This is a genomic window from Mesorhizobium sp. WSM3879, assembly GCF_002294915.1.
In the GTDB taxonomy this organism is placed as follows: Bacteria; Pseudomonadota; Alphaproteobacteria; order Rhizobiales; family Rhizobiaceae; genus Mesorhizobium.
Window position 1 is genome coordinate 1 of sequence record NZ_NSFZ01000010.1, and the last position, 24,996, is coordinate 24,996.

At 62.6% G+C, this 24,996-nt stretch carries 24 protein-coding genes, 1 tRNA gene and 1 pseudogene; 17 read left to right on the top strand and 9 right to left on the bottom strand.

The window, feature by feature from the left end; genetic code table 11:
• Positions 1–109: 109 nt before the first annotated feature.
• Positions 110–1,792, top strand: coding sequence for a sulfotransferase (locus CK218_RS21440; protein ID WP_095828818.1), 1,683 nt, complete (start codon positions 110–112; stop codon positions 1,790–1,792).
• A gap of 269 nt (positions 1,793–2,061) precedes the next feature.
• Here CK218_RS21440 and CK218_RS21445 read toward each other — a convergent pair whose 3' ends face one another.
• The 3 genes and pseudogenes from CK218_RS21445 to CK218_RS21455 all read right to left on the bottom strand — a co-directional run bounded on the left by CK218_RS21445 (position 2,062) and on the right by CK218_RS21455 (position 3,793).
• On the bottom strand, positions 2,062–3,255 hold the full coding sequence (locus tag CK218_RS21445) for a porin (protein ID WP_095828819.1): 1,194 nt from the start codon (positions 3,253–3,255) through the stop codon (positions 2,062–2,064).
• A 100-nt stretch (positions 3,256–3,355) separates the two neighbouring features.
• Positions 3,356–3,597 (bottom strand): annotated as a pseudogene (locus tag CK218_RS21450) (GIY-YIG nuclease family protein).
• A gap of 105 nt (positions 3,598–3,702) precedes the next feature.
• Positions 3,703–3,793 (bottom strand) — tRNA-Ser (locus CK218_RS21455).
• A 442-nt stretch (positions 3,794–4,235) separates the two neighbouring features.
• Here CK218_RS21455 and CK218_RS21460 point away from each other — a divergent pair.
• Together CK218_RS21460 and CK218_RS21465 are read left to right on the top strand one after the other, a co-directional pair.
• Positions 4,236–5,423, top strand: a complete 1,188-nt coding sequence (locus CK218_RS21460) for a porin (protein ID WP_095828820.1) — start codon at positions 4,236–4,238, stop codon at positions 5,421–5,423.
• Positions 5,424–5,666: 243 nt separating this feature from the next.
• Positions 5,667–6,740 (top strand): site-specific integrase, encoded by a 1,074-nt coding sequence (locus CK218_RS21465; RefSeq protein WP_095828821.1) that lies wholly within the window; start codon positions 5,667–5,669, stop codon positions 6,738–6,740.
• A gap of 69 nt (positions 6,741–6,809) precedes the next feature.
• Here the strand turns inward: CK218_RS21465 and CK218_RS21470 are convergent, their stop codons facing one another.
• Both CK218_RS21470 and CK218_RS21475 read right to left on the bottom strand, forming a co-directional pair.
• Complete coding sequence (locus CK218_RS21470; protein WP_095828822.1) at positions 6,810–7,697, bottom strand: alpha/beta hydrolase; 888 nt, start codon at positions 7,695–7,697, stop codon at positions 6,810–6,812.
• A 291-nt stretch (positions 7,698–7,988) separates the two neighbouring features.
• Positions 7,989–10,031 carry a lytic transglycosylase domain-containing protein gene (locus CK218_RS21475; RefSeq protein WP_095828823.1) on the bottom strand — a complete coding sequence of 681 codons (2,043 nt, stop codon included), beginning with the start codon at positions 10,029–10,031 and terminating at the stop codon, positions 7,989–7,991.
• Positions 10,032–10,332: 301 nt separating this feature from the next.
• Here CK218_RS21475 and dapA point away from each other — a divergent pair, with 301 nt between their 5' ends.
• The 3 genes from dapA (at position 10,333) to CK218_RS21490 (ending at position 12,505) form a co-directional block, all read left to right on the top strand.
• Positions 10,333–11,214 (top strand): 4-hydroxy-tetrahydrodipicolinate synthase, encoded by an 882-nt coding sequence (gene dapA, locus CK218_RS21480; RefSeq protein WP_095828824.1) that lies wholly within the window; start codon positions 10,333–10,335, stop codon positions 11,212–11,214.
• 25 nt (positions 11,215–11,239) lie between these two features.
• Positions 11,240–11,719, top strand: a complete 480-nt coding sequence (gene smpB, locus CK218_RS21485; protein ID WP_095777858.1) for an SsrA-binding protein SmpB — start codon at positions 11,240–11,242, stop codon at positions 11,717–11,719.
• A gap of 84 nt (positions 11,720–11,803) precedes the next feature.
• Positions 11,804–12,505, top strand: a complete 702-nt coding sequence (locus tag CK218_RS21490) for a glycoside hydrolase family 25 protein (protein WP_245430627.1) — start codon at positions 11,804–11,806, stop codon at positions 12,503–12,505.
• On the opposite strand, the gene CK218_RS21495 is transcribed toward CK218_RS21490, so the two are convergent.
• The gene (locus CK218_RS21495; RefSeq protein ID WP_164747319.1) at positions 12,474–13,145 is read right to left on the bottom strand and encodes a uracil-DNA glycosylase; all 672 of its coding nucleotides are present in this window, start codon (positions 13,143–13,145) and stop codon (positions 12,474–12,476) included. The genes CK218_RS21490 and CK218_RS21495 overlap by 32 nt on opposite strands.
• Positions 13,142–13,723 (bottom strand): NYN domain-containing protein, encoded by a 582-nt coding sequence (locus CK218_RS21500; protein ID WP_066997475.1) that lies wholly within the window; start codon positions 13,721–13,723, stop codon positions 13,142–13,144. The genes CK218_RS21495 and CK218_RS21500 overlap by 4 nt, the downstream gene beginning before the upstream one ends.
• Positions 13,724–14,019: 296 nt before the next feature.
• On the opposite strand from CK218_RS21500, the gene rpoZ reads away from it, so the two are divergent.
• The 10 genes from rpoZ (at position 14,020) to CK218_RS21550 (ending at position 22,602) form a co-directional block, all read left to right on the top strand.
• Positions 14,020–14,421 (top strand): DNA-directed RNA polymerase subunit omega, encoded by a 402-nt coding sequence (gene rpoZ, locus CK218_RS21505; protein ID WP_066997473.1) that lies wholly within the window; start codon positions 14,020–14,022, stop codon positions 14,419–14,421.
• Between the two features lie 125 nt (positions 14,422–14,546).
• Positions 14,547–16,775, top strand: coding sequence for a bifunctional (p)ppGpp synthetase/guanosine-3',5'-bis(diphosphate) 3'-pyrophosphohydrolase (locus CK218_RS21510; protein WP_066997471.1), 2,229 nt, complete (start codon positions 14,547–14,549; stop codon positions 16,773–16,775).
• Between the two features lie 119 nt (positions 16,776–16,894).
• The gene (gene pyrE, locus CK218_RS21515) at positions 16,895–17,473 is read left to right on the top strand and encodes an orotate phosphoribosyltransferase (protein WP_066997469.1); all 579 of its coding nucleotides are present in this window, start codon (positions 16,895–16,897) and stop codon (positions 17,471–17,473) included.
• 73 nt (positions 17,474–17,546) lie between these two features.
• Positions 17,547–17,927, top strand: coding sequence for a VOC family protein (locus CK218_RS21520; RefSeq protein WP_066997467.1), 381 nt, complete (start codon positions 17,547–17,549; stop codon positions 17,925–17,927).
• A 278-nt stretch (positions 17,928–18,205) separates the two neighbouring features.
• Positions 18,206–18,790: a DUF2062 domain-containing protein gene (locus tag CK218_RS21525; protein WP_066997464.1), complete on the top strand. Its 585-nt coding sequence runs from the start codon at positions 18,206–18,208 to the stop codon at positions 18,788–18,790.
• Positions 18,787–19,200 carry a holo-ACP synthase gene (gene acpS, locus CK218_RS21530; RefSeq protein ID WP_067321104.1) on the top strand — a complete coding sequence of 138 codons (414 nt, stop codon included), beginning with the start codon at positions 18,787–18,789 and terminating at the stop codon, positions 19,198–19,200. The genes CK218_RS21525 and acpS overlap by 4 nt, the downstream gene beginning before the upstream one ends.
• Positions 19,201–19,280: 80 nt before the next feature.
• A complete protein-coding gene (gene lepB / locus CK218_RS21535) occupies positions 19,281–20,030 on the top strand; it encodes a signal peptidase I (protein ID WP_066997458.1) in 750 nt (249 codons plus the stop codon).
• 4 nt (positions 20,031–20,034) lie between these two features.
• Entirely contained in the window at positions 20,035–20,751 is a 717-nt protein-coding gene (gene rnc / locus CK218_RS21540; RefSeq protein WP_066997455.1) for a ribonuclease III, read from the top strand.
• Positions 20,736–21,668, top strand: a complete 933-nt coding sequence (gene era / locus CK218_RS21545) for a GTPase Era (RefSeq protein ID WP_179294565.1) — start codon at positions 20,736–20,738, stop codon at positions 21,666–21,668. The genes rnc and era overlap by 16 nt, the downstream gene beginning before the upstream one ends.
• A gap of 40 nt (positions 21,669–21,708) precedes the next feature.
• Entirely contained in the window at positions 21,709–22,602 is an 894-nt protein-coding gene (locus CK218_RS21550) for an aminoglycoside phosphotransferase family protein (RefSeq protein WP_095828825.1), read from the top strand.
• A gap of 34 nt (positions 22,603–22,636) precedes the next feature.
• On the opposite strand, the gene CK218_RS21555 is transcribed toward CK218_RS21550, so the two are convergent.
• A complete protein-coding gene (locus tag CK218_RS21555) occupies positions 22,637–23,431 on the bottom strand; it encodes a type II CAAX endopeptidase family protein (protein ID WP_095828826.1) in 795 nt (264 codons plus the stop codon).
• Positions 23,432–23,720: 289 nt separating this feature from the next.
• Between CK218_RS21555 and recO the strand changes: the two genes are divergently transcribed.
• Complete coding sequence (gene recO, locus CK218_RS21560) at positions 23,721–24,473, top strand: DNA repair protein RecO (RefSeq protein WP_066997446.1); 753 nt, start codon at positions 23,721–23,723, stop codon at positions 24,471–24,473.
• A 9-nt stretch (positions 24,474–24,482) separates the two neighbouring features.
• Here recO and CK218_RS21565 read toward each other — a convergent pair whose 3' ends face one another.
• Positions 24,483–24,947 carry an NUDIX domain-containing protein gene (locus tag CK218_RS21565; protein ID WP_066997443.1) on the bottom strand — a complete coding sequence of 155 codons (465 nt, stop codon included), beginning with the start codon at positions 24,945–24,947 and terminating at the stop codon, positions 24,483–24,485.
• Positions 24,948–24,996 lie beyond the last annotated feature (49 nt).

Here is a 24,996-nt window from a genome sequence, read left to right on the forward strand (position 1 = left end):
CCCAGCATGAATGGTGAATCATAAACCCGCTGATTTGGGAATCCTCAACGACTCCCAACAATTTCATCCCGCTCTAGATTCTCCCGCCCGCTTTTGCTAGCGACGCAGGATGAGCAACCGATTGCCGCCTTCCTGGGCAAAGCACCTGAAAACTCAACCCTCGGCTAAGGCGGCACCGCCGAAAACCGTAGCACCCAAAGCACAGCTGAGGTCCGGTCCGTCTCGCGTGCAAGCCGACGACATGCTGTTGAGGCAGGCGCTCGAGTTTCAGAAAGCTGAGCAATTGCCTGAGGCGGAGGAACTCTGCTTTCGTGTCCTGGCGCGTACCCCAAACCATCCGCTGGCTTTTTACATCCTGGGAACCCTCGGCATCGGATTCGACAACGAGAAGGCTTTGCGGTACTTCGCCCGGGCGGTCGGAGAGGAGCCACGAAATCCTTACTACCACCTTAGTCTCGGTGAGACCTACCTGAAGCTCAGCGAGTTTACGCCGGCAATCAGGCACTTTCAGCAGGCCTTGGCCTTGAAACCGGATCTGGTGGAAGCGCTTTGCGCCCTGGGCGAAGCTTACAAGGCGTTTGACAAGGGAGAAATGGCGCTGCCGCTCTTTGAGAAGGCACTCAAGATCGACCGGGATCATCCTGTGGCCCGGTTGGGATTGCCGGGTGCACTCGCGAGCCTCGGTCGTATGGACGAAGCCGCGGTTCATCTGAAAGAGGCAATAGATCGGCGCATCGCGGTACCGGCTGCCTACAATGCACTTGTACACACGCGCAAATTCACCGAAGAGCCGCCAGAACTCGCGGCAATCCTCACCGAGCTTCGAGATCCGGACCATGGGTCGGAGGGAGCAGCATCGCTCCATCACGCGGCCGGGAAGCTGCTCAACGACCTCCGTCGCTACAAGGAGGCGATGGACCACTTCAAGAAAGGGAATCAAGTCAGGGGCCTAAAATTCGATCTGGAAAACTACCGTCGCTTGGTCGATGCCGTGATCGAGACCTTCACACCCGAACTGGTGGCGTCAATGGCCGCTTACGGCGATCCGTCTGAGGTGCCTGTGTTCGTCGTCGGCATGCCGCGCTCGGGCACGACGCTGACCGAGCAGATTTGCGCCAGCCATCCTGATGTTCATGGCGCCGGCGAGCTCAGCAAGCTTAGACGAATGGCCAATGGGCTAGGCCTCAAATACAGCTCCGACACAGACGTCGGCAAATCGGTCGCGGCGATTACTCCCGAACTGACCAAGACGCTGGCATCGGAGCATCTTGCCTATCTGCGTGAGCGTGCGCCTGACGCGCTTCGAATCGTCGACAAGATGCCCCACAATTTCGAGTTGATAGGGCTGATCGGCATTCTGTTTTCCAACGCGCGCATCATTCATTGCCGCCGCGATGCCATCGACAATTGCATCTCCTGCTTCGTGCTGCAGTTCAATGAAACGCACAACTACAGCGCAGATCTTGAGACACTGGGGCTCTACTACAGAGAATATGACCGCCTGATGCGGCACTGGAACAAGGTTCTTCCGGGCCGCATCTTCGAAAACCGGTATGAGACCTTGATTGAAGATCAAGAGGAGCACTCGCACCGTCTCATAGATTATCTCGGGTTGCCTTGGGACGATGCGTGCTTGCGCTTTTTTGACAGGGACGGCTCAGTAAACACCTATAGCAATTGGCAGGTGCGCCAGCCGATCTACAAGTCGTCCGTCAAGCGTTGGAGGAACTATGAAGGCGAGATCCAACCGCTGATCGAAGCCTTGGGCAACTTGGCTGAGGTTGACCTGTAATTTAGTTTCCTACTAGAAAAATTCTGGCCGGAAGGTACACCGCAAAATCGCTCGTGTGGCGATTGGCAGAACGTTCATTGTTTCGTCGTTCTCTGGCGAAGCAAGGAGGGAAGCGGCACGGCGGAGACCAGGAGCCGGGGCGTGAACGGCGGATTTCTGCCATCTTATCGAGTGCAGCACTGCGCAATGGTGCTTTGAGGAACTGCCCGCAGAAAAGAAAAAACCCGGCAGTTGCCCGCCGGGTTTCGATTTCAGTTGGACGCTGCTGATTAGAACGAACGCTGGAAGCGGAGCATACCGCCGACGCTGTTCTTCTTATTGGCGTTGGTCCAGTTTCGGTCGTCCAGGTCGCCGAATTTGCCATCGTGCAAGTAATCGACCTCGGCCGTAACCGTGAAGCCAGGCACAATGTCGTAGGCGACGTTGGCTGCGACGCCGTAGTTCTTGGCGTCATCAGCAGAGGCCTGGAGGTTGAACGAGGTCTTCTCGTTGAACTTGTAGGTGCCGCCGCCCCAGACTGCCCAGTTTCCGCCCCACTGCTTGTAGAAGTTTCGGTCGATGTGGTCGTCCGACCCGTAGCCGGCCATGAGGAAAAGCGACAGCTCGTTGGTCGCGTTCACATCCAAGCGGACCTTGCCTGCCCATTCATCCCAGGCGCTGTCATAGGCGACGACGCCCGTGATGGCGCCCCAGCCCTGGGTATACTTCACGCCGCCGACAACATGCGGAACATAGCTGTCGATGGTGTCATTGCCCGAACCGGCATTGTAGAGGTAATTGCCAACCCCATCAACAACCGGGCCGCCAGCGGAACCGGACCCTTCTTCCAGCGAGACCACAGCCGAGAAGCCGTTGCCGGCGTCAAAGTAGTACTGGACGACGTTGGTGTCGAAGCCGCCATAGGGAACCAGCGTATCGTTGATGACGTTGCCGGCGTATCCGATGAACGTGTTGAAGGCCGATTCGTCCTTGCCGACGCGCAGGCCGCCGAGCTGGATCCAGGCGAAATTCAGCGTGATGCCCTTGTTACCGGCGGGATTGCCGATCGGCTGGCCGCCGGCGGTGACCGAATCGCCATAGCCGTTGGAATTGCCGAAGTTGATGCGCGTCTCGGTGTAAGTCTTCAACGTGCCGAGCTCGGTCTCCTGGCCAGTCCAGGTCTTCAGCGTAAAGCGGGTGTTCTTGTACCAGGTACCCTGGTCGCCGCCATTCCGCACGTCGAGGCTGCGCGCGCCATCGAACGAACCGACATCGCCGAGGCCAATGTCGTAACGGACATAGCCGCCAATGCGCAGGCAGGTCTCAGTGCCGGGGATATAGAAGTAGCCCGAGCCGTATACGTCGCAGATCTTGACGTATTCAGCCGGTTCCGGCTCGGCGACGGTCACCGCGTCGGCAGCGCGAGCACCGGAAACTGCGATCAGGGCCGCAGCTGAGCCGAGAAGAAGGCTCTTGATGTTCATTTTCTGACCTCCAGTCAGAATCGAACGGCAGCGTCGATTTCACTCGACTGTCACCGGTGTCAGTGCTTTGTTATTGCTGTATTTTTTTGCTGGGTAGCCGCTACCACAGACGTTTGCTGGCGAACGCGTGCCCGGATCCCGATTTGAGATAGCGCTCGAACGAAGTCGCCTTTGCTCGGCTTGAAAGGCCATGTAGGTCACGATTCGCCGCGGCAGAAATTTGGAAGTGTGACTGGACTTTCCTGCGTGATGCTCAGCAATTCGTCGCCGCAGGTCCGATGTTATGCCGATATAGCGCTCGCCGTCCGAAGCCTCGCTCTCAAGCAGATAGACGTACCACACGAACCGGCCCTCCTTCGCCAAGGCTTCGGAGGGCATCCTCTCCGCCATCCTGCTTCGCACGAACGGTTGGGGCTTGTCCTGCGTAGCTCGGAGAGCGAAGCAGGATGGCGGAGAGGATGGGATTCGAACCCACGAGAAGCTTTTGACCTCTACTCCCTTAGCAGGGGAGCGCCTTCGACCACTCGGCCACCTCTCCGTCGCGCCGGTGGATAAAGAAAAGCGCCGGCACAATCAACAAGCCCGCGCCGTAATCGCTGAAAATTCGACGCCGGCAGCAGGATGAGTGTTCCCATGCGGCGATTCCATGGCGATTCCCTGACCACTGACTCGGGCCTCACGCCGCAATTGCGGCCCCTCACTGCCGGATTCGGCCGGGCGGCGGGCCTCATTGGTTAACGAGAGCTTTCGGAGTGAGGCCAAATCGTGTCATTTGTGCAACAACGTCCGGGGATAGCGCCCGGATGGGGCTTCTGCCGATACGATCGTGGTTGAACGCTGCCGCCGCCTGGGTAAAGGTCACGTTCGAAGGAGCGGCGCGGTGCGCATCTTTTTCGGTAAGTGGGGATGGGGCAGGGAACGCTGTCCTTCAGCAAAAAATACCCAGACCCGTTTTTTAACTTTTGACTGGAGGTCAGAAAATGAACATCAAGAGCCTTCTTCTCGGCTCAGCTGCGGCCCTGATCGCAGTTTCCGGTGCCCGCGCCGCCGACGCGGTGACCGTCGCCGAGCCGGAACCGGCTGAATACGTCAAGATCTGCGACGTGTACGGCTCGGGCTACTTCTACATCCCCGGCACCGAGACCTGCCTGCGCATCGGCGGCTATGTCCGTTACGACATCGGCGTCGGCGACGTCGGCTCGTTCGACGGCGCGACGTCTGCCGATGTTGAGGATGGCGGCAGCAACGACACCTTCTACAAGAATGCTCGCTTCACGCTGAAGACCTGGACCGGCCAGGAGACCGAGCTCGGCACGTTGAAGACCTACACCGAGACCCGCTGGAACTTCGGCAACCGCAACGCCGATCTGGGCGCGGACGGCTCCGTCAATCCGGCCTTTAACAAGGGCACTTCGCTGAACTTCGCCTGGATCCAGCTCGGTGGCCTGCGCGTTGGTAAGGACGAATCGGCCTTCAACACGTTCATCGGTTATGCCGGCAACGTCATCCAGGATACGCTGGTTCCCTACGGCGACTTCGACACCAACGTCGTCCAGTACTACTTCGACGCAGGCAACGGCTTCTCGGCCGTGATCTCGCTCGAAGAAGGCGCGGGCGGCGGCACGGATGGTTCCTACGGCGTGGGCACGATCGACAGCTACGTTCCGCATGTCGTCGGCGGCGTGAAGTGGACGCAGGGCTGGGGCGCCATCACCGGCGTCGTTGCCTACGACAGCAACTATGAAGAAGTCGCCACAAAGATTCGTTTGGACGTGAACGTCAACGACGCGATCTCGCTGTTCATCATCGGCGGCTACGGCACCGATGACAACCTGTCGGACCCGACCTATGCCTTCGCAGCTGGCGGTCGCGGCTTCTACAAGCAGTGGGACGGCAACTGGGCAGTCTGGGGCGGTGGCACCTACAAGTTCAACGAGAAGACCTCGTTCAACGCCCAGATCTCGTATGACGAAGGTGAGAACCTCGGCATCGCCGCCAACATCGCTTACGATATTGTCCCGGGCCTGACGGTCACGGCCGAAGTCGACTATGTCAATGCAGGCAAAATCGACGAGCTCGATACCCGTGGCACGAACCACAACTGGACCGGTATTACTGATGGCGACGACGCGATCGGCGGCATGCTCCGCTTCCAGCGCTCCTTCTAAGGGCTGGACTGCTACATCTGAAATCCGGCCCGGGCGTCTCCACGCCCGGGCCGTTTTTGTTTCGCGACTGGATCAACGCAACGAAAGGATGGGGGTGAAAACGGTAAGCTGATCGGGTCTGTAGGGCGACTTTGTGGGATCCGCCGTCGGTGGATGGGGTCGGCCGCCAGATTCGAAAACTCTTGAAAGGACGCTCCCGAGCGGTTACGGCTGAACGCTTAACCACAGGGGGTGTGGCTAAAAATGTCGAACGAAGCGATTCAAGAGGGGGAGCCCTCTGGTCATTTTGCGGTATTTTCTTCTCAGAATTCGAAGTTTAGGTACACCTACAACAAGATCCGGGAAGTAAAATCGTACAGGGTCAGTGAGCTCTTTACAGCATACCGGGACATACTCTGGGATGATGGGCGGCATAAATACAATGTCAGCTCATTCATCGGTGAAATAGACGAGATCCTTCTGGGAGAGCGTTTCAGCACCTTTGACCAGAACACCCTGGACAGTCTTATCGGTACCTTGCGCCAGCGCGGGAACAGCAATGCAACCATCAATCGCAAGATGGCTGCCCTCAGCAAGTTGCTGCGCAAGGCTCATAAGATGGGAGATATCCACAGCCTGCCTGAGTTTCGCCGCCAGAAGGAGCGGGCGGGTCGGATTCGTTTCCTCGAAAGGGACGAAGAGGCAAGGCTGTTCGCCGCGATCCGCAGCCGCAGCGAGGATGCTTACAGGCTTTCCGTCTTCCTGGTCGACACCGGATGCCGTCTCGGCGAGGCGCTCGGCCTGATCTGGAACGACATCCAGGAGCACCGCGTCTCGTTCTGGATCACCAAATCCGGCCGCAGCCGCACCATCCCGATGACCGAACGGGTCAAGGAGGTGATCAAGCTGCCGCCGACCACAGAAGGGCGCCGACCGAAGGGTCCGTTCACCAAGCTCACCCAGGCGCAGTACCGCGCCATCTGGAATGAGGCCAAGGCCGAGGTCGGTCTTGGTGCCGATGAGCAGGTGGTGCCGCATATCCTGCGCCACACCTGCGCTTCGCGACTCGTCCAGGGCGGCATCGATATCCGGCGCGTGCAAATGTGGCTCGGTCACCAGACGCTTTCGATGACCATGCGGTATGCGCACCTCGCCACCAACGACCTCGATGGCTGCGTCGTGGTGCTGGAGAAGCCGCGTGCCGAAGAGGCGCCGTGGCCCGCAGAGAACTCGGTGTTTGCGTCCCCGTTGACCACGCCTTCATCCGCCAAAGCCGCCCGCAAGGAGAGCGGCTCGGAGCCGGCGAAGGCAGGCCGCAAGAGCTCGAAGGGCAAATAGGCGGCACGCCACGCGCCGGGAATCTATTTCAAAAACAAGCCAGGGGCGGAGTTAGTCTCGGGCTTTACTTTACGTGGACTTGACTTCGGCGCGATCGAGGAAATCCGCAATCTTCTTCGGCAGGTTGCCGGTTTCCAGCAAGGGCGCGTGTCCCTGGCCTTCCACCGTGATCGTCTCCATGCCGGGATGACGCTCTGCCATCTCCTCGAGCGTCGCGGTGGAGAGAAGCGTCGAATTGCCGCCGCGTATGGCGAGCAACGGCACGGCGGCAAGCGCGTTGAACTGTGGCCAAAGATCCGGCAGTGGCTTGCTGAAGTCGACATTGGCCAGGGTCTCGACCAGGGCAGGATCGAAATCGGGCACCAGCCCTGCATCCGTGTCGCGGCAGATGGCGCCAACCATACGCGCCCAGTCGGCATCGGTGAGCGCAGGGAAGCCGGCACCATGCACGCGCCGCTGCGTGTCGACCGCCTCGGCGAATGTCTTCGGCCTCGGCGCGCGATCGAGATATGAGCGGATATGGGCCAGACCTTCCGCCTCGATCACCGGGCCAATATCGTTGGGGACAATGGCTTTCAAGGCGGCCGGCTTCAGCGCGCCGAGCACATGGATGATCAGTCCGCCGCGCGAGGTGCCGATGAAGCCAGCCTCTTCGATACCCAGCGCTGACAAGCCAGCGAGCACGTCGCCGGCTTCGACGCCGACATTGTAGTGGCTGATGTCGGGATCGTAGTCGGATCGGCCACGGCCGCGATAGTCGAAAGCGACGACCTTGCGCGGCGTCTTCGCCTTGCCGGAGAGGTAAAGCGCGAGCTCATGGAAGTCGCGCGCATTGCGGGTGAGGCCGGGCAGGCAAACGACCGGCCAGCCACCGTTCGCCTCGCCATAAATCCGGGCATGCAGTTTCAGCCCATCGGGTGCGGCATAGAAGAAGTCGGAGAAACTGTCGCTCGCCATCCGGATGCTGCTCCTCGCTGAGGTGACCGACAGCTACAGGCGAGGGCGGCCGCGGTCAAATCGCGGGAAGGCACGTTACACAACCTTGCCACGCTGGCGGGACAGCATATCGTCTGTTCTGTCGGACATCTCCCCGCAAGGGGATTGACTGTCATCTAAGCTTTTACCCATCGCCAAAGCGGCATGAACGAGCCGGCAGCGAAACTGCCAATCTCCAAGTGCGGGGGCTGTCCGGCAGGACAGGGGGCGCGAAGGATCGCCAACCTGAGGCTTGCATACGCCCCTCGGCGATCAACTCCGCCCGTTCACCAGATCCCCGACGATGTCGTATTTGCCGGAAATACGCATCCTGTAGACTTCATAATTCTCCATCACGCGCTGCACGTAACTTCTTGTTTCCGTGTAGGGGATCCGCTCGACCCAGTCGACGACGGCGTCCACGTCCTTGCCGCGCGGATCACCGTATTTCGCCACCCACTGGGCGGCCCGGTTTGGGCCGGCGTTGTACCCGGCGAAGGTCAGCACATAGGAGCCGTTGAAGCGGTCGAGCTGCTCGCCGAGGAAGGCTGACCCCAGCGTCGCGTTGTAACCGGCATCGGTCGTCAGCCGCGTTTGCGAGAAGGTCATGCCGGCCTTCTTCGCCAGTTGCTTGGCGGTACCCGGCATCAACTGCAAGAGGCCGCGCGCGCCCGCGCTGGAAATCGCCGCGACATTGAACTCGCTCTCCTGGCGGGCGATGGCATAGGCCAGCGCCTTGCCAGAGCCGGAGATATCGGCCGAATCGGGAATGACACCCAACGGATGCGAAAGCGCACCCACATCGATGCCGCGCTGGGCGGCGATCTTGCCGACCTTCAGCGCCATGAAATGGTTGCCCTGTTTTTCGGCAAGCCCCGCCAGCAGCGCAAGCTCGCCGGGGCTGGTCAGCTGCCCCGCGAGGTCGCGGTAGAGCGTCTCGGCATAGCGGTCATACCCTGCCTCCTGCAGCCGCTTGATCGCTTTCACCGCCTCGCGGCCCTCGAAGCTTTGGCGGTCGGCCGCGCTGGGCGTGGGATGGACGATGCTCAAGGTTCTGAGGCCCACACGCTCGCCGGCAAGCTGGCCGTAGAAGGTGGTGCCGTAGCTGGCTGCCCGGGTGAAATAGTCCTTGGCGCTGCCCGGGCCGCCGACTTCCGCGGCGCGGCCAAGCCAGTAATAGGCGCGCGACAGCGACACCGGTCCCTGGGCGAGCTCGGCGATGCGTGAAAAATGCGAGGCGGCCGCTGCCGGGTCGTTGAGACCGCGCAATGCATACCAGCCGGCATGGAATTCGGCTTCCGCGGCGCTGGCCGCGCTTTCGGCCGCATGCATGGAGGCAATCTTGTAGGCGGTCTTTATGTCGCCTTGATCGACCAGCTCGCGCGAAAGAACGCGCCGCTCCACCCACCAGGCATCGGGATCGACCAGCGCGTCGCGATCGGTCGGCGCCTTCATCACGACTGCCGCGGCATCGGCAACTTTTTGCTGCTTGCGCAGATATTCTGCCTCGGCGAAGAAATAGCCGGCCGAACGCTGCGCCGCCGGCACCGCCTTCAACAGTTTCGCCGCGTTTTTTTCGCCTTTATCGACCGCCACCCAGGCATCCGCCAATTGCTGGGCGCCGGCAATGCCGGCGACGCGCAGCGCCGAGGACGGCCGGTCGGCATAGAACATGCGCTCCATGCGATAGCGATGATCGGCCGCAGGGATCAGCGTGCCGAATTCCTTGATGATGGAAGTTTCGTCCTGGGCATCCAGCTTCTCCGTGCGCCAGAAGGGCACCAGCACCGCGCGCGCCGCCGCTTGATCGCCCAGCGCCACCTGCGAGCGGGCAAGGATGATCACGCCTTCCGGCGTCAGCGGCTGGCTGCGGCCGAAGGCCCGCACCACCACTTGCGGCGGCGGGTTCTCGCGATAGAGCGCGCGCTCGCTGTTCCTGCGCAGCGCGATCGTGCCCGGCCATCCAGGCAGCATCTTGGCGGCATCGGCGATTTCGCCGCTCGGCACCTGGTCGCCGCCATAGAGCGCGATCGCCCAGGCCAGAATGTGCCGGTCGAGCGAGGTGGAGGGCAACGTGTCGCGGGCATTGCGCGCCGCGGCGATGTTGTTCACCGCGAGCGCGTCGAGTCCGCTCTTCAATTGCGCGATGCTGGACGGAGGCTGAAGCTGCTGCGCCTGGTCCGCGGCCGACGGCGAGCCCGGCGCGGCAATCGCCGCCGTCACGCGCACGTCGACGCTGCCGCCGATCGCCATACCCGGTATCAGCGCGACAGCCGCGCTCAAAAGCGCGAACAGATGAGGCCGACTTGTCGGCATTGTTCCACCCCGGCACATTGTCAGCAGGCAGGGCCTTCGAGGCCGACCCGGAGCCTAAACTTAGGTCGTGAAAGGCTCGTAAACAAAAGGTTATCGAGGCCGTTCGAATTACGCTTGCTGGCACTACAGCAATGCTTGCCGCTGAACCGTGTCGAGACTATGGTGCGCGGCTTCGCTTTCGATTAGAAGGCGCCGAAATTAACGCATCGACAAAACGCTGATGCATGTCGCCCAAAGTGGGCACCCGGCTTTGGGAGAGCGACATGCTTAGACCAACAAAGTCCCAAGGAGTTTGGACAATATGCTGAGAGGCTCGCTGACTGCGCTCGTGACACCGTTCGAAAAGAGCGGGCGTTTCGACGAGAAAGCCTTTCGCGCGTTTGTCGAATGGCAGATCGCCGAGGGCACCAAGGGCCTCGTGCCCGTCGGCACCACCGGCGAGTCGCCGACGCTGTCGCATGACGAGCACCGCAATGTCGTCAAGGTCTGCATCGAGGTCGCCAGGGGCAGGGTTCCAATTGTGGCCGGTGCCGGCTCCAACAACACCGAGGAAGCCGTCGGCCTGGTGCAGTATGCCGAAAAGTCAGGCGCCGATGCAGCCCTGGTCGTCACGCCTTATTACAACAAGCCGACCCAGCGCGGCCTCTACGAGCATTTCGCAGCCGTTGCCAGGGCAACGAAGCTGCCGATCATCATCTACAACATCCCGCCGCGCTCAGTGATCGACATGACCCCGGAGACGATGGGCAGGCTGCGCCACGACTTCAAGAACATCGCCGGCGTCAAGGATGCGACCGGCAAGGTCGAGCGCGTCTCGGAACAGCGCATGACCTGCGGCAAGGATTTCATCCAGCTTTCCGGTGAGGATGCGTCCGCGCTCGGCTTCAACGCGCATGGCGGCGTCGGCTGCATCTCGGTGACGTCGAACGTCGCGCCGCGCCTTTGCGCCGAGTTCCAGGAAGCGACGCTCTCCGGCGACAGCGCCAAGGCGCTAGAACTGCAGGATCGTCTCCTGCCGCTGCATAAAGCAATTTTCGTGGAGCCCGGCGTGTCCGGCGCCAAATACGCCCTGTCGAAGCTGGGCAAGGTCGAGAACGTGGTCCGCTCGCCGCTGGTGACGGTCGAAGCTTCGACCGCCGAGAAGCTCGACGCGGCGCTGAAGCACGCCGGCTTGATTAATTAGGGATGAGGCGCCACCTCTCCGCATTATGAATCAAGTCAAGAAAGCCGACCCCAACAACAGGACGGTCGCCGAAAACCGCAAGGCGCGCTTTTCCTACGAGGTGCTCGACACGATCGAGACCGGCTTGGTGCTGACCGGCACCGAGGTCAAGTCGCTGCGCCAGGGCCAAGCGAACATCCAGGAGAGCTACGCCTCGGCCGAAGGCGGCGAGATCTGGCTGATCAATTCCTATCTGCCGGAATATCTCCAGGCCAACCGCTTCAACCACGAGCCGCGCCGGCGCCGTAAGCTGCTCGTCAGCAAGCGCGAGATGGCCAAGCTTGCCCAGAGCGTGGAGCGCGAAGGCATGACGCTGGTGCCGCTGAAAATCTATTTCAACGATCGCGGCCGCGCCAAGCTCCTGCTCGCCATCGCCCGCGGCAAGAAGCTGCACGACAAGCGCCAGACCGAAAAGCAGCGCGACTGGTCGCGCGAGAAGGGGCGGCTCCTTAAGGAGCGCGGATAAAGCCACCTTCATATGCGGGCAAGGCGAGCAGGGAGCCAAGGCTTGAGGAACGGCTTGATTGCCCTGGCCTTGGCTTTCGTCTTTCTGGCGCTTGCGACATGGGCAGAGGGCTTTTTCCGACCCCGTGCTTTCCCGCCGGATCGCAGCGAATTCCCCATAAGGGGCATCGATGTTTCGCATCACCAGGGCAGGATCGACTGGCCGCGCGTCGCGGCCGACGATGTCGTCTTCGCCATCATCAAGGCGACGGAAGGTGGTGACTATGTCGATGATGCCTTTGCTGAGAATTTGCGCCAGGCCCGCGCGGCGGGCCTCGCTGTCGGCGCCTATCATTTCTTCACCTTCTGCCGCCCGGGTGCCGACCAGGCCAGGAACTTCATTTCGGTCGTGCCGCGCGGCGAGCAGCTCTTGCCGCCAGTAGTCGACATCGAGTTCCACGGCAATTGTCCCCGACGCCCTTCGCCCGCCGAGCTGAACGCCGAACTGCTGGCATTCCTTGGCCCGGTCGAGGCGGCTTACGGCAAGCCGGCCATTTTCTATATTACCGATGAGACGGCGCCGACCTATGCCCCTCATATCGCGGTTCGACAGCGCTGGCTGCGCTCTGTGCGGGGGCCGCTGAACGAAGACGACTGGGTCTATTGGCAATATCTCGACAGAGGCCGTGTCGACGGCATCGACGGCGACGTCGACCTGAATGTGCTGAAGGGGGGCCCGGCGAGGCTCTCGGAGCTGTTCGCCGTGGCGCCGGATTCTAGCTCTTCAGGAACGCCGCTATCTCCTTGAACACATCGACGAACATCGCTTCCGTCAGGACACCGGTGTTGGTGTTGTAGCGCGAGCAGTGATAGCTGGAGAACAGCGTGATGCCGCCGGCCTGCTGTCGTCCGCCGTGGCGGAACGGAAGGGTGGCGACGCGCCCGCCCAGCGCCCGCACCGTCGATTGATGCGCGATCGAGCCCAGCGTCAGGATGGCCCGCAGATTGGCAAAGCGCGCGATCGTCGGTTTGAGGAAGGTCCGGCAGGTGGCGATCTCGGCGCCGACCGGCTTGTTTTCCGGCGGCACGCATCGCACCGCATTGGTGATCGCGGTGCCGACGAGCTCCAGCCCGTCATCGGGCCTGGCCTTGAATTCCCCGCGCGCCAACCCTTGAGCGATCAGCGTTGCGTAGAGCAGGTCGCCGGCATAGTCGCCGGTGAAGGGACGCCCGGTGCGGTTGGCGCCGCGCAGGCCGGGCGCCAGCCCGACGATGAGGAGCCTGACCGAGTCCTCGCCTTCCGGCGGCAGGAAGGTCGGCACCGGTGCATTGAACCAGCCCGGCTCGCGCTGGCGCCAGGCGGCGATGAAGTCGTGCAGCCGCGGGCAAAGCGGACAATCGCGGTCAGGCTCGGGGGAGGGCGCGGCGCTCAAGGCTGCCGCGCTCAATAATCGTCCTCGTCGGCTTCAGCCGGCTCAGGCCGGCGGACCGGCCGTTCCGATGGATCGCGGCCGACTTCATTCTTCAGCGTCATGAGGTCGATGAAGTGGTCGGCCTGGCGGCGCAGGTCGTCGGAGATCATCGGCGGCTGCGAGGCCATGGTCGAGATGATCGACACCTTGCGGCCACGCCGCTGCAGCGCCTCGACCAGCGTGCGGAAGTCGCCGTCGCCGGAGAAGATGACATAGTGGTCGACGACATCGGCAAGCTCCAGCGCATCGACGGTGAGCTCGATGTCCATGTTGCCCTTGATCTTGCGCCGGCCGGTCGAGTCGGTGAACTCCTTGGCTGGCTTGGTCACCACCTTGAAGCCGTTATAGTCCAGCCAGTCGATCAGCGGCCGGATCGAGGAATATTCCTGATCCTCGACCAGCGCGGTGTAGTAATAGGCCCTGAGCAGGTAGCCGCGTTTCTGAAAGCTCGACAGAAGCTTGCGGTAGTCTATGTCGAAGCCCAGCGCCCGCGAGGTGGCGTAGAGGTTGGCGCCGTCGATGAAAAGAGCGATCTTTTCACGGGGATCGAACATTGAAAAATATCCCTTTTCAAAAATTTCTGTCGTCTAAAAGGACGTGACGGGTAGGCCCGATAATGGTCCCTCTTCCCGCCCCTTTCGAGATAACGCCAGATTTATGGATATCCAAGGGCAGGGCGCGCATTGCAAGCAATTGTGATCGGCACCAGGTAAGCAAGGCGAGGTCCGGTATTGAGCCGGGCAAGGGCTCGTGCTTCGGCGGTGCCCGCCATAAAGCTTGTATTTCGGCGGCGTCCTTGTTATGGAGCCCGCCAGTTTTCCATCAAATCCACGCATGAAAGGGGCAGTCCATGGCCCGCGTAACCGTTGAAGATTGCATCGACAAGGTCGACAACCGTTTCGAGCTCGTGCTGCTCGCCGGCCACCGTGCCCGCCAGATCAGCCAGGGCGCGCAGATCACCGTTCCTCGCGACAATGACAAGAATCCGGTCATTGCGCTGCGCGAGATCGCCGACGAGACGCTGTCGCCGGACGACCTCAAGGAAGACCTGATCCACTCGCTGCAGAAGCATGTCGAGGTCGACGAGCCGGAGGCCGAGGGCGAGGCCATCGCCGACCAGACCGGCGCTGCCACCGCTGCTGCCGACACCGACGATGCCGAAGAGAACATCGCCTTCGACCGCATGAGCGAGGAAGACCTGCTCGCCGGCATCGAGGGTTTGGTGCCGCCGGAAAAGAGCGACGACTACTAAGCTCTTGGACACGGGCCTGGATCAAGCATCCGGGACTTCCGTATCGTCAGTTTCGTGGCTATCTATGGGATGCGTCGCACGCCGGTGCGGCGCATCAATCATTTCATCACCGCGAGATCCCGCCCATGATGCGCCAGTATGAGCTTGTCGAGCGCGTGCAGCGCTACAAGCCTGACGTCAATGAGGCGCTGCTCAACAAGGCCTATGTCTACGCCATGCAAAAGCATGGCCACCAGAAGCGCGCCTCGGGCGATCCCTATTTCTCGCATCCGCTGGAAGTGGCGGCCATCCTCACCGAGATGCATATGGACGAGGCGACCATCGCTGTTGCCCTGCTGCACGACACGATCGAGGACACAACCGCGACCCGGGCCGAGATCGATGAATTGTTCGGCCCCGAGATGGGCAAGCTGGTCGAGGGACTGACCAAGCTGAAGAAGCTCGACCTCGTTTCCAAGAAGGCCGAGCAGGCGGAGAACCTGCGCAAGCTGTTGCTGGCGATCTCCGAGGATATTCGCGTTCTGCTGGTCAAGCTCGCCGATCGCCTGCACAACATGCGCACGCTCGACCATATGCCCGAGTCCAAGCGCCTGCGCATCGCCGAGGAGACGATGGACATCTATGCGCCGCTCGCCGGCCGCATGGGCATGCAAGGCATGCGCGAGGAACTTGAGGAGATCGCCTTCCGCTACATCAATCCGGAAGCCTATCGCGCCGTCACCGCGCGGCTCGCCGAGATCTTCGAGCGCAACAAGGGGGTGCTGGACGAGATCGAGAAGGCGCTGTCCGGCCTGTTCGAAAAACACGCGATCAAAGCCGGCGTCAAAAGCCGGCAGAAAAAGCCTTGGTCGGTGTTCCGCAAGATGGAGGCCAAGGCCCTCTCCTTCGAGCAGCTCTCCGACATCTTCGGCTTCCGTGTGGTCGTCGACACCGTCGAGGACTGCTACCGCGCGCTTGGCGCCATCCACACCACCTGGTCGATGGTGCCCGGGCGCTTCAAGGATTACATCTCGACGCCGAAGCAGAACGACTACCGCTCGATCCACACCACCATTGTCGGCCCGTCGCGCCAGCGCGTCGAATTGCAGATCCGCACCCGCGAGATGAACAAGATCGCCGAATACGGCGTTGCCGCGCATTCGATCTACAAGGACAGCGGCGGCAAGCCGAACGGCGCAGCGCACGCGATCTCCAAGGAGACCAACGCCTATGCCTGGCTGCGCCGCACCATCGAGCAACTGGCCGAGGGCGACAATCCCGAGGATTTCCTGGAAAACACCAAGCTCGAGCTGTTCCAGGACCAGGTGTTCTGCTTCACGCCCAAAGGCATGCTGATCGCGCTGCCGCGCGGCGCCACCCCCATCGACTTCGCCTATGCCGTCCACACCGATGTCGGCGACACCTGTGTCGGCGCCAAGGTCAACGGCCGCATCATGCCGCTGATGACGGAGTTGAAGAACGGCGACGAGGTCGAGATCATCCGCTCCAAGGCGCAGGTGCCGCCGGCAGCCTGGGAATCGGTCGTCGTCACCGGCAAGGCGCGCGCCGCCATCCGCCGCGCCACCAAGAATGCCATCCGCAAGCAATATTCCGGGCTCGGCGCCCGCATCCTCGAACGCGCCTTCGAGCGCGCCGGCAAGAACTTCACCAAGGAAAGCCTGAAGCCGGTTCTGCATCGCCTGGCGCGCAAGGACATAGAGGACGTGCTGGCCTCTGTCGGCCGCGGCGAGCTTGCCTCGACCGATGTCATGAAAGCAGTCTTCCCCGACTACAAGGACGAGCGCGTCACAGTCGCGGCGCCCAAGCAGCGCGAGGAAGGCTGGTCGAAGATCCGCAACGCCGCCGGCATGCTGTTCCAGATGCCCGGCCGCGCCGCGCGCAAGGGCAAGGACCAGCAGCGCGACGGTGCGGTGCCCATCCGCGGCGTGCGCGGCGACCTGCCGGTGCGCTTCGCGCCGGAAGGGGCGGTGCCCGGCGACCGCATCGTCGGCATCATCCAGCCAGGAACCGGTATCACCATTTATCCTATCCAGTCGCCGGCCCTGCAGGCTTTCGACGACCAGCCCGAGCGCTGGATCGATGTGCGCTGGGATATAGACGAGCGGACCAAGGAGCGCTTCCCGGCCCGCATCTCGGTCACAGCCATCAATGCGCCGGGCTCGCTCGCCGACATCGCGCAGGTCGTCGCGTCCAACGATGCCAACATCCACACGCTGTCGATGGTGCGCACCGCGCCCGATTTCACCGAGATGCTGATCGACCTCGAGGTTTGGGACCTGAAGCACCTCAACCGGCTGCTGTCACAGCTGAAGGACAATTCGAGCGTCAGCGACGCACGGCGTGTGAATGGGTGAATAGTGAATAGTGAATAGTGAATAGGTTGCTCTCAATGCCATTCACCATTCACCATTCATCCTTCGACTCACTACTCACTAATAACTACTCACCACTCGCCAAGAGCATGGAGCGAACAATGAACACCGATGAAGTGCTGGGTATTTTCCGCGAGGCTGGCGCGGTTCTCGAAGGGCATTTCATCCTGACGTCCGGCCTGCGCAGCCCCATCTTCCTGCAGAAGGCGCGCGTCTTCATGCATGCCGACAAGACCGAGCGCCTGTGCAAGGCGCTGGCCGAAAAGATTCGTGAGGCGGTGACGGGCAGGATCGACTATGTCGTCGGCCCGGCGATCGGCGGCCTGATCCCGGCCTACGAGACCTCGCGCCATCTCGGCGCGCCGGCGGTCTGGGTCGAGCGGGAAGGGGGCGAGTTCCGGCTGCGTCGCTTCGAGATCGCCAAGGGATCGCGCGTCGTCATTGTCGAGGACATCGTCACCACGGGTCTCTCGATACGCGAGACCATCGACTGCCTGCGCCAGCTCGGCGCCGAGGTGGTGGCGGCCGCCTGCATCATCGACCGTTCGGCCGGCAAGACCGATGTCGGCGTGCCGCTGATTGCGCTCGCCGAATATGAGGTGCCGGCCTACCCGCCCGACCGCCTGCCGCCGGAACTTGCCGCCATCCCTGCCGTTAAGCCGGGAAGCCGAAATATCTGACCTGGCGATGAATGAAAACAAGCACCTGAGGGTGCCGGTTGAATCTCTTTGCCAGCGAAGCGCGCAGAGGCCCATGATAGCCGGCATCGATCATTTCGTCCTGACGGTCCGGTCTGTCGAAGCGACTTGCGACTTCTATCAGCGCGTGCTTGGCATGGGGCGGCTGGACGAGCCGAGCCGGCCGACCGCGCTTCTGTTCGGATCGCAGAAGATCAATCTGCACGAGGTCGCTCGCACCTTTGAGCCGAAGGCAAAGGCGCCGACGCCGGGCTCCGGCGATTTCTGCCTCATTGCTGCGGTGCCTCTTGCCGACATCCGCGCCAGCCTCGAAGCCAACGGTGTGGCGGTCGAAGTCGGACCTGTCGAGCGCACCGGTGCTCGCGGCAGGATGATGTCGGTCTATTTCCGGGATCCCGACGACAACCTGGTCGAGGTCAGCGAATATCGAACTTAGCTGAAAAGCCCGGGCTGACCGCGTCCGATACCTCGGCGCCGCGGTCGCGCAAGGACGAATGGCCAAACATGCTTTGCCCAGTCTTCCTCAGTTTTCGCCAGAATGGCGCTCATGGAAGAGCCTGCGGCAGACCATCGCGGCGACGTTTCGCTGTTCCGTGGTCTGGCAATCGCCGCTATAGCAAAGTTTTGTTGCCTTCCTGCGCCGTTGAAGCGCAAGATATGTTGGCGCGACCCGGCTGGCAGGGAAGCGTGTGTTGGACCAGGAACCGAAACAGAGTGCTTTTTCGACGCCGAGAGCCTGATGGCCTCCTGGAGCGGGTGCGTACTTACCTATGGCCGCGCCGCTCGTTCTCGCGCTCCGTTCAGTATTTCTCCAAGCGCATTCTGCGGCTGAAAGCGACGCCCCATTCGGTGGCCGCCGGAGTCGCGGCAGGCGTTTTCGCCTCCTTCTTCCCGCTAGGCTTCCACTTCATCATCGCCGCCGTGCTCTGCTGGGTGATCGCCGGCAATCTGGTGGCGGCAGCCCTCGGTGCGGTGTTCTTCGGCAATCCGCTGTCCTTCCCGCTGCTCTGGGGCGCGTCCTGGGAGACTGGCAAGCTCATCCTGCATGAACATCTGCCCAGGCATGGGCCGCCGGAGCATCTCGGGGAAATGATGCACACGCTTTCCTTCGCCAAGCTGTGGCACCCGATCCTGGAGCCGATGCTTCTCGGCGCGGTGCCCCTCGGCTTGGTCTTCGGGCTCGTCTTCTATGGTGTCACGCGGTGGGGCATGACCGCTTTTCGCGCGCAACGGCAGCGGCGAATGACCGAGCGAGCCGGGAAGGCTCGGCAGGGCGGACGGGAAGTTCCCGCGGAATGATCATCGGCATCGGCAGCGACCTGATCGACATCAGACGTATTGAGAAGTCCCTGGAACGGCACGGCCAGCGCTTTATCCAGCGTATCTACACCGAGGTCGAGCAGGCCAAATCGGAGAAGCGCGCGGCCCGTGCCGCTTCCTACGCCAAGCGCTTCGCCGCCAAGGAGGCCTGCGCCAAGGCGCTTGGCACCGGCATGGCCGAGGGCGTCTTCTGGCGCGACATGGGCGTGGTCAACCTGCCCAGCGGAGCGCCCACCATGGCGCTCACCGGTGGCGCTGCCGCCAGGCTGGAAAAAATCCTGCCCAAGGGCCACCATGCGCTGATCCACCTCACCATCACCGACGATTTTCCACTTGCTCAAGCCTTTGTGATCATCGAGGCAGTGCCCGCCGAACAAGCGCCACATTGATTCCATCTGACCACGGGCGGCATGACGTTGCCCAGCGCGCGCCGAGACTCTATACCAACCAACGCACAATCGAGGACGACATGAGCGTGGCTGAAAAATCGCAGAAGAAATCCGGCGGGCTTGGGGAAACCTTTTCCGTCATCATCCAGGCTCTGCTGCTCGCGCTTGTCATCCGCACGCTGCTGTTCCAGCCCTTCTCCATCCCCTCCGGCTCGATGCGGCCGACGCTGCTCGAAGGCGACTATCTGTTCGTCACCAAATGGGCCTATGGCTATTCGCGCTACTCGCTGCCCTTCGGCCCCAATATTTTCTCCGGCCGCATCTGGGGCTCTGAGCCCAAGCGCGGCGACGTGGTCGTGTTCAAGTTCCCGCCGGATCCGTCCGTCGACTACATCAAGCGCGTCGTCGGCCTGCCCGGCGACAAGATCCAGGTCAAGGACGGCCAGCTCTTCATCAACGGCACCGCCGTGCCGCGCGAAAAGGTCGGCCAGATCGACAATCCCGACATCACCGAGGTCGACCGTCCCGTCGACGTCTATCGCGAGACGCTGCCCAACGGCGTCACCTATGACACGCTCGATCTGACGCCCAATTCGATTGGCGACAACACGCGCGAGTTCGACGTGCCGCCCGGCCACTATTTTATGATGGGCGACAATCGCGACAATTCCTCCGACAGCCGCTTCACCGTCGGTTTCGTGCCGGCCGAGAACCTCGTCGGCCGCGCCAACGTCATCTTCTTCTCGATCGCCGATGGCGCCAGCCCGTTGGAAATCTGGAAGTGGCCGTCGCTGATGCGTGCCGGCCGCCTGTTCCATCTCGTCCACTAAGGTCATGGCGGCGACCAAGCGTTTGACCGCCGATGCCCTTGCCGAAGCGCTTGTCGAGCGCACCGGCCACGCCTTCGCCGACCGCCAGCGTCTGCAGCGCGCGCTGACCCATGCCAGCGCGCGTTCGACGCATGCCGGCGTCGACTACGAACGCTTCGAATTTTTGGGCGACCGCGTTCTCGGCCTGGTCGTGGCCGACATGCTGCTCGCTGCCTTTCCCGATGCCGCCGAGGGCGAGCTGTCGCTCCGCCTCAACGCGCTGGTCAATGCCGAGGCGCTCTCCGAGATCGCCGAGGAGATCGGCCTGCCGGAGCTGATCCGCGCCGGCTCCGACGTGCGCAATCTCGAAGGCCGCAAGCGAACCAATCTGCGTGCCGACGCGCTGGAGTCGCTGATCGCCGTGCTTTATCTGGATGGTGGCCTTGAGACCGCCCGCGCGTTTATCCATCGCTACTGGCAGCCGCGCTCGCAGGCGATCGGTGCTGCCCGCCGCGACGCCAAGACCGAGCTGCAGGAGTGGGCGCACCAGGCGGCGTCGGGCGCGGTGCCGGCCTACCGGGTGGATGCTCGCGAGGGGCCCGACCACGACCCGCTGTTCACCGTCAGCGTCAAGGTCGGCTCTTTCGCGCCGGCGATCGGCAGCGGCCGTTCCAAGCGCGAAGCGGAGCAGGCGGCGGCGGCCGCGTTGCTGCTGCGCGAAGGCGTATGGAGCGCTGCATGAACGCCACCGAAACCTCCGAAACGCCTCCTACGCGCTCAGGCTTCGTCGCCCTGATTGGCGCGCCCAATGCCGGCAAGTCGACGCTGGTCAACCAACTGGTCGGCGCGAAAGTGTCGATCGTCACCCACAAGGTGCAGACCACGCGAGCCATCGTGCGCGGCATCGCCACGCATGACAACGCGCAGATCGTCTTCGTCGACACGCCCGGCATCTTCAAGCCGAGGCGGCGGCTGGACACGGCCATGGTCACCACCGCCTGGGGCGGCGCCAAGGATGCCGATGTCGTGGTGCTGCTGATCGATGCCGAACGCGGCATCAAAGGCGACGCCGACGCGATCCTCGACCGGCTGAAGGACGTCAAGCAGCCGATGCTGCTCGTCCTCAACAAGGTCGACCGGGTCAAGCCGGAGACGCTGCTTGCTTTGGCCGCGGCAGCGAACGAAAGAGTGCCGTTCAAGCGCACCTTCATGGTCTCGGCGCTCACCGGCTCCGGCTGCAAGGACCTGCTCGACTATCTTGCTGAGACCCTTCCAGCCGGTCCCTGGTACTATCCGGAAGATCAGATCTCCGATCTGCCGATGCGCCAGCTCGCGGCCGAGATCACGCGCGAAAAGCTTTATCTGAGGCTCCATCAGGAGCTTCCCTATTCCTCGCATATCGAGACCGAGAAGTGGGAGGAGAAGAAGGACGGCTCGGTGCGCATCGAGCAGGTCATCTATGTCGAGCGCGAGAGCCAGAAGAAGATCGTGCTTGGCCACAAGGGCGAGACGATCCGCGCCATCGGCCAGGCCGCGCGCGCCGAGATCGCCGAGATCCTCGAGCAGAAGGTGCATCTCTTCCTGTTCGTCAAGGTGCGCGAGAACTGGGGCGACGACCCGGAGCGCTATCGGGAGATGGGATTGGAGTTTCCCAACTGATCCATGTCGACCAAAAGCGACGCGGTTTTGGGATAACGACATGCACAGCCCGAAGATAGATATCGACACCGCTCTCGTGCGGCGGCTCGTCGACGCGCAGTTTCCCGAATGGCGGCATCTGCCTGTGAAGCCGGTCGCGTTCGGTGGCTGGGACAACCGCACCTTCCATCTCGGCGACACGATGGCGGTCAGGCTGCCAAGTGCTGCTCCCTATGCGCTGCAGGTCGAGAAGGAGCATCGCTGGCTGCCCAAGCTCGCGCCGCTTCTGCCGCTGCCGATTCCCGAGCCGCTCGCCATGGGCGAGCCGGCGGCGGGCTATCCCTGGCACTGGTCCGTCTACCGCTGGATCGAAGGCGAGACGGCGAAAACCGGGCACATCGCCGACCTTCGCGCGTTCGCGGTCTCGCTGGCTGAGTTCCTCGTTGCCCTGAAACGGATTGATCCGACCGCCGGCCCGGCACCTGGCCAGCACAATTTTTATCGCGGCGGCCCGCTGGCCGTCTATGACGACGAGGCGAGACAGGCCATCGCTGCGCTTGAAGGCCGGATCGATACGCAAGCCGCCACTGCCGTCTGGAAGGCGGCGCTTGCCGCCGGCTGGCACGGCTCGCCCGTCTGGTTCCACGGCGATGCCGCCTCAGGCAATCTGCTGGTCGAGGACGGCCGTCTGAGCGCTGTCATCGACTTCGGCACGTCGGGCGTCGGCGATCCCTCCTGCGATCTGGCGATTGCCTGGACGCTGTTCGAGGGCGAGAGCCGCGAGGCATTCCGTGCGCGCATCGCCGTCAATGACGCGACCTGGGCGCGCGGACGCGGCTGGACGCTGTGGAAGGCGCTCATCACCGTTGCCGGTCACGACGCCAACCAGGCCGAGGTCGGCAGGCAGCGCCGGGTGATCGACGAAGTGCTCGCCGATCATCGCAAATGGGGATGACGGCGCCGAGCAGGCGCCGTCACCGGTCGAGTATTCATGCAGTGGCAAGTCGCTTCGCCGGCCGTCGCATAAAGCTTTCCGTGCCGTAATAGGCAACGATCGCGACCGCGATGACCGCCCAGATCGCCACGCCGATCCATTGCTGCTGGATATAGTCGCCGTCGACGAACGCCTTGGCGAGGAAGCGTACGCTGTTCTGGTGTGAGACATGCATCAGGATGGCCAGCAATACGCTGCCCGTGTGCTGGTAAAGCCAGGTGAAGACGATCCCGGCCAGCACGACGTTGATCGTGCTGTAGAGGCTGAGATCGCCGAGCAGGCCGAGCGGCAAGTGCCAGATTGCCCATATCACGCCGAGGATCAGGCTGCCGGCGAGCGCGGGGCGACGGCCAAGAAGATGCGGGGTCGCAAAGCCGCGCCAGCCGGGCTCCTCGCCCAGCGGACCGCTGAATACGGCATAGAGCGCGATCATGGGCGCCACCTCGGAGAAGGCAGGAATGTTCCCCCACGACGGCTCCGCCGAACCGAGGAACGGATTGATCACGATCGAGGCGAGTTGCGTCCCGAACGGCAGGCCGACCGCCACCAGATACCAGATCGGGCGAACGCGCCATTTCACCATCGAGGCGAAGATGGTCTTTACCGCGCCCCAGCCGCCGGCGAGTCCTGCGACGGTGAAGCATGAGATTGCCGGTCCGAAGGTGAACCAGGGAATGCTCTCGCCATGCGACAGATAGAAGGGAATGAACGCCAGCCATGTCAGGCCGAGCGCCAGCGAAAAGAAGATGGTCAACTGGTGCCCGCGCACCACGCCCAGGAAGGAGCTCATATCGATCCTCTCATCGGGCCATTGTTAGGAGTGGTCGCCTGCCCGAGAGAGGTCGACGCTTCGGGAAAAGGCCAGCCGAGCCGCTCGGCGGTCTGCGCCGGTTCACCCGGTCAACGCGCCGGTATTTGGCGCCGGCGCGGCCGAAAAATCCCGAACGGTTTCTGAGAATTTTCCGATATTGCCGCCGCGGCGGCAGCGGCAGATGTTGCCTGCCATTACTGTCAGGACAGATTATGGGTCACGGGCGGCAATCTTGATTTCGCCGCCCAACAGGTGAAAAGCTCGACGTATGGAATGGCGCGACGAGGGAATCATTCTCGGCACCCGCAAGCATGGCGAAACCAGCGCCATACTCGAGGTAATGACGCGCGCCCATGGGCGGCATCTCGGTCTGGTGCGGGGCGGCCGCTCGCGCAAGCAACAGCCGGTGCTGCAGCCCGGCAATCGGGTCGATCTTTTGTGGCGGGCGCGTCTCGACGAGCATCTCGGCATCTTCCAGGCCGAGGCGATCGAGATGAACGCCGCCCGGCTGATGGACAGCGCAGTCGCCGTCTACGGCCTGCAGACCATGGCCGCGCATCTCAGGCTTCTGCCCGAACGCGATGCCCATGGCGGCCTCTACGAGGCTCTTGCGGTGATGATCTCCCATCTGGGAGATGCCGATGCCGCGGGCGAGCTGGTGGCGCGCTTCGAATTGCTGATCCTGGATGAGCTCGGCTTCGGCCTCGACCTCAGCCAGTGCGCGGCGACCGGATCACGGCAGGATCTCGCCTATGTCTCGCCGAAATCCGGACGCGCCGTCTCGCGCGCTGCGGGCGCGGCTTGGCACGACAAGATGCTGGCGCTGCCCGCCTTCCTGCAGCGCGGCACCGGCGTGCGCGCCGATGCCGCGGCGCTGGAGGACGCCTTCCGGCTGACCGGCTTCTTCTTCACTCGCCACGTCTATGAGCCGCGCGGCCTCGAGCCGCCCGACGCCCGCGCCGGCTTTCTCGCGGCTCTGCGCCGGCATCAGGCGGCGGTGAAGGTGATTGCCGGCGAATAAGGCGAGGATCTAGTCGGCTCGCCGTCGCTCCAGAAAATCGTCGAGGATGGGACGCTGGCCTTTCAGGATCTTGAGACCTGCCTCTGGGAGCGAGAACCAGCCGGCTTTGTCCACTTCGGGAAATTCCTTCATGGCGCCCGACCTTGGCGGCCATTCCATGGTGAACATGTTGCTCCTGACGGCATTCACATCGATGTCCGCTTCGACGCTCCAGGCGATCACGATTTTACCGCCCGGCTGCTTGTAGCTGCCGACTGGCTGGAAATCGCCGTCGATCGCGACGCCTAGCTCCTCCTCGGCCTCACGCCGAGCGGCCACGAGATCGTCCTCGCCATCGTCGATCAGCCCCTTCGGGATCGACCAGGCCCCTTCATCTTTCCTTGCCCAGAATGGTCCGCCGGGATGGATCAGCAGGAACTCGAACACACCGGCGGTTTGCTTGAAGATCAGCAGGCCCGCGCTTCGTTGCGGCATCGGTCATCCTCTTGTTAATTCCCGCTAGCGTTCGAGGATAGCACGAGTG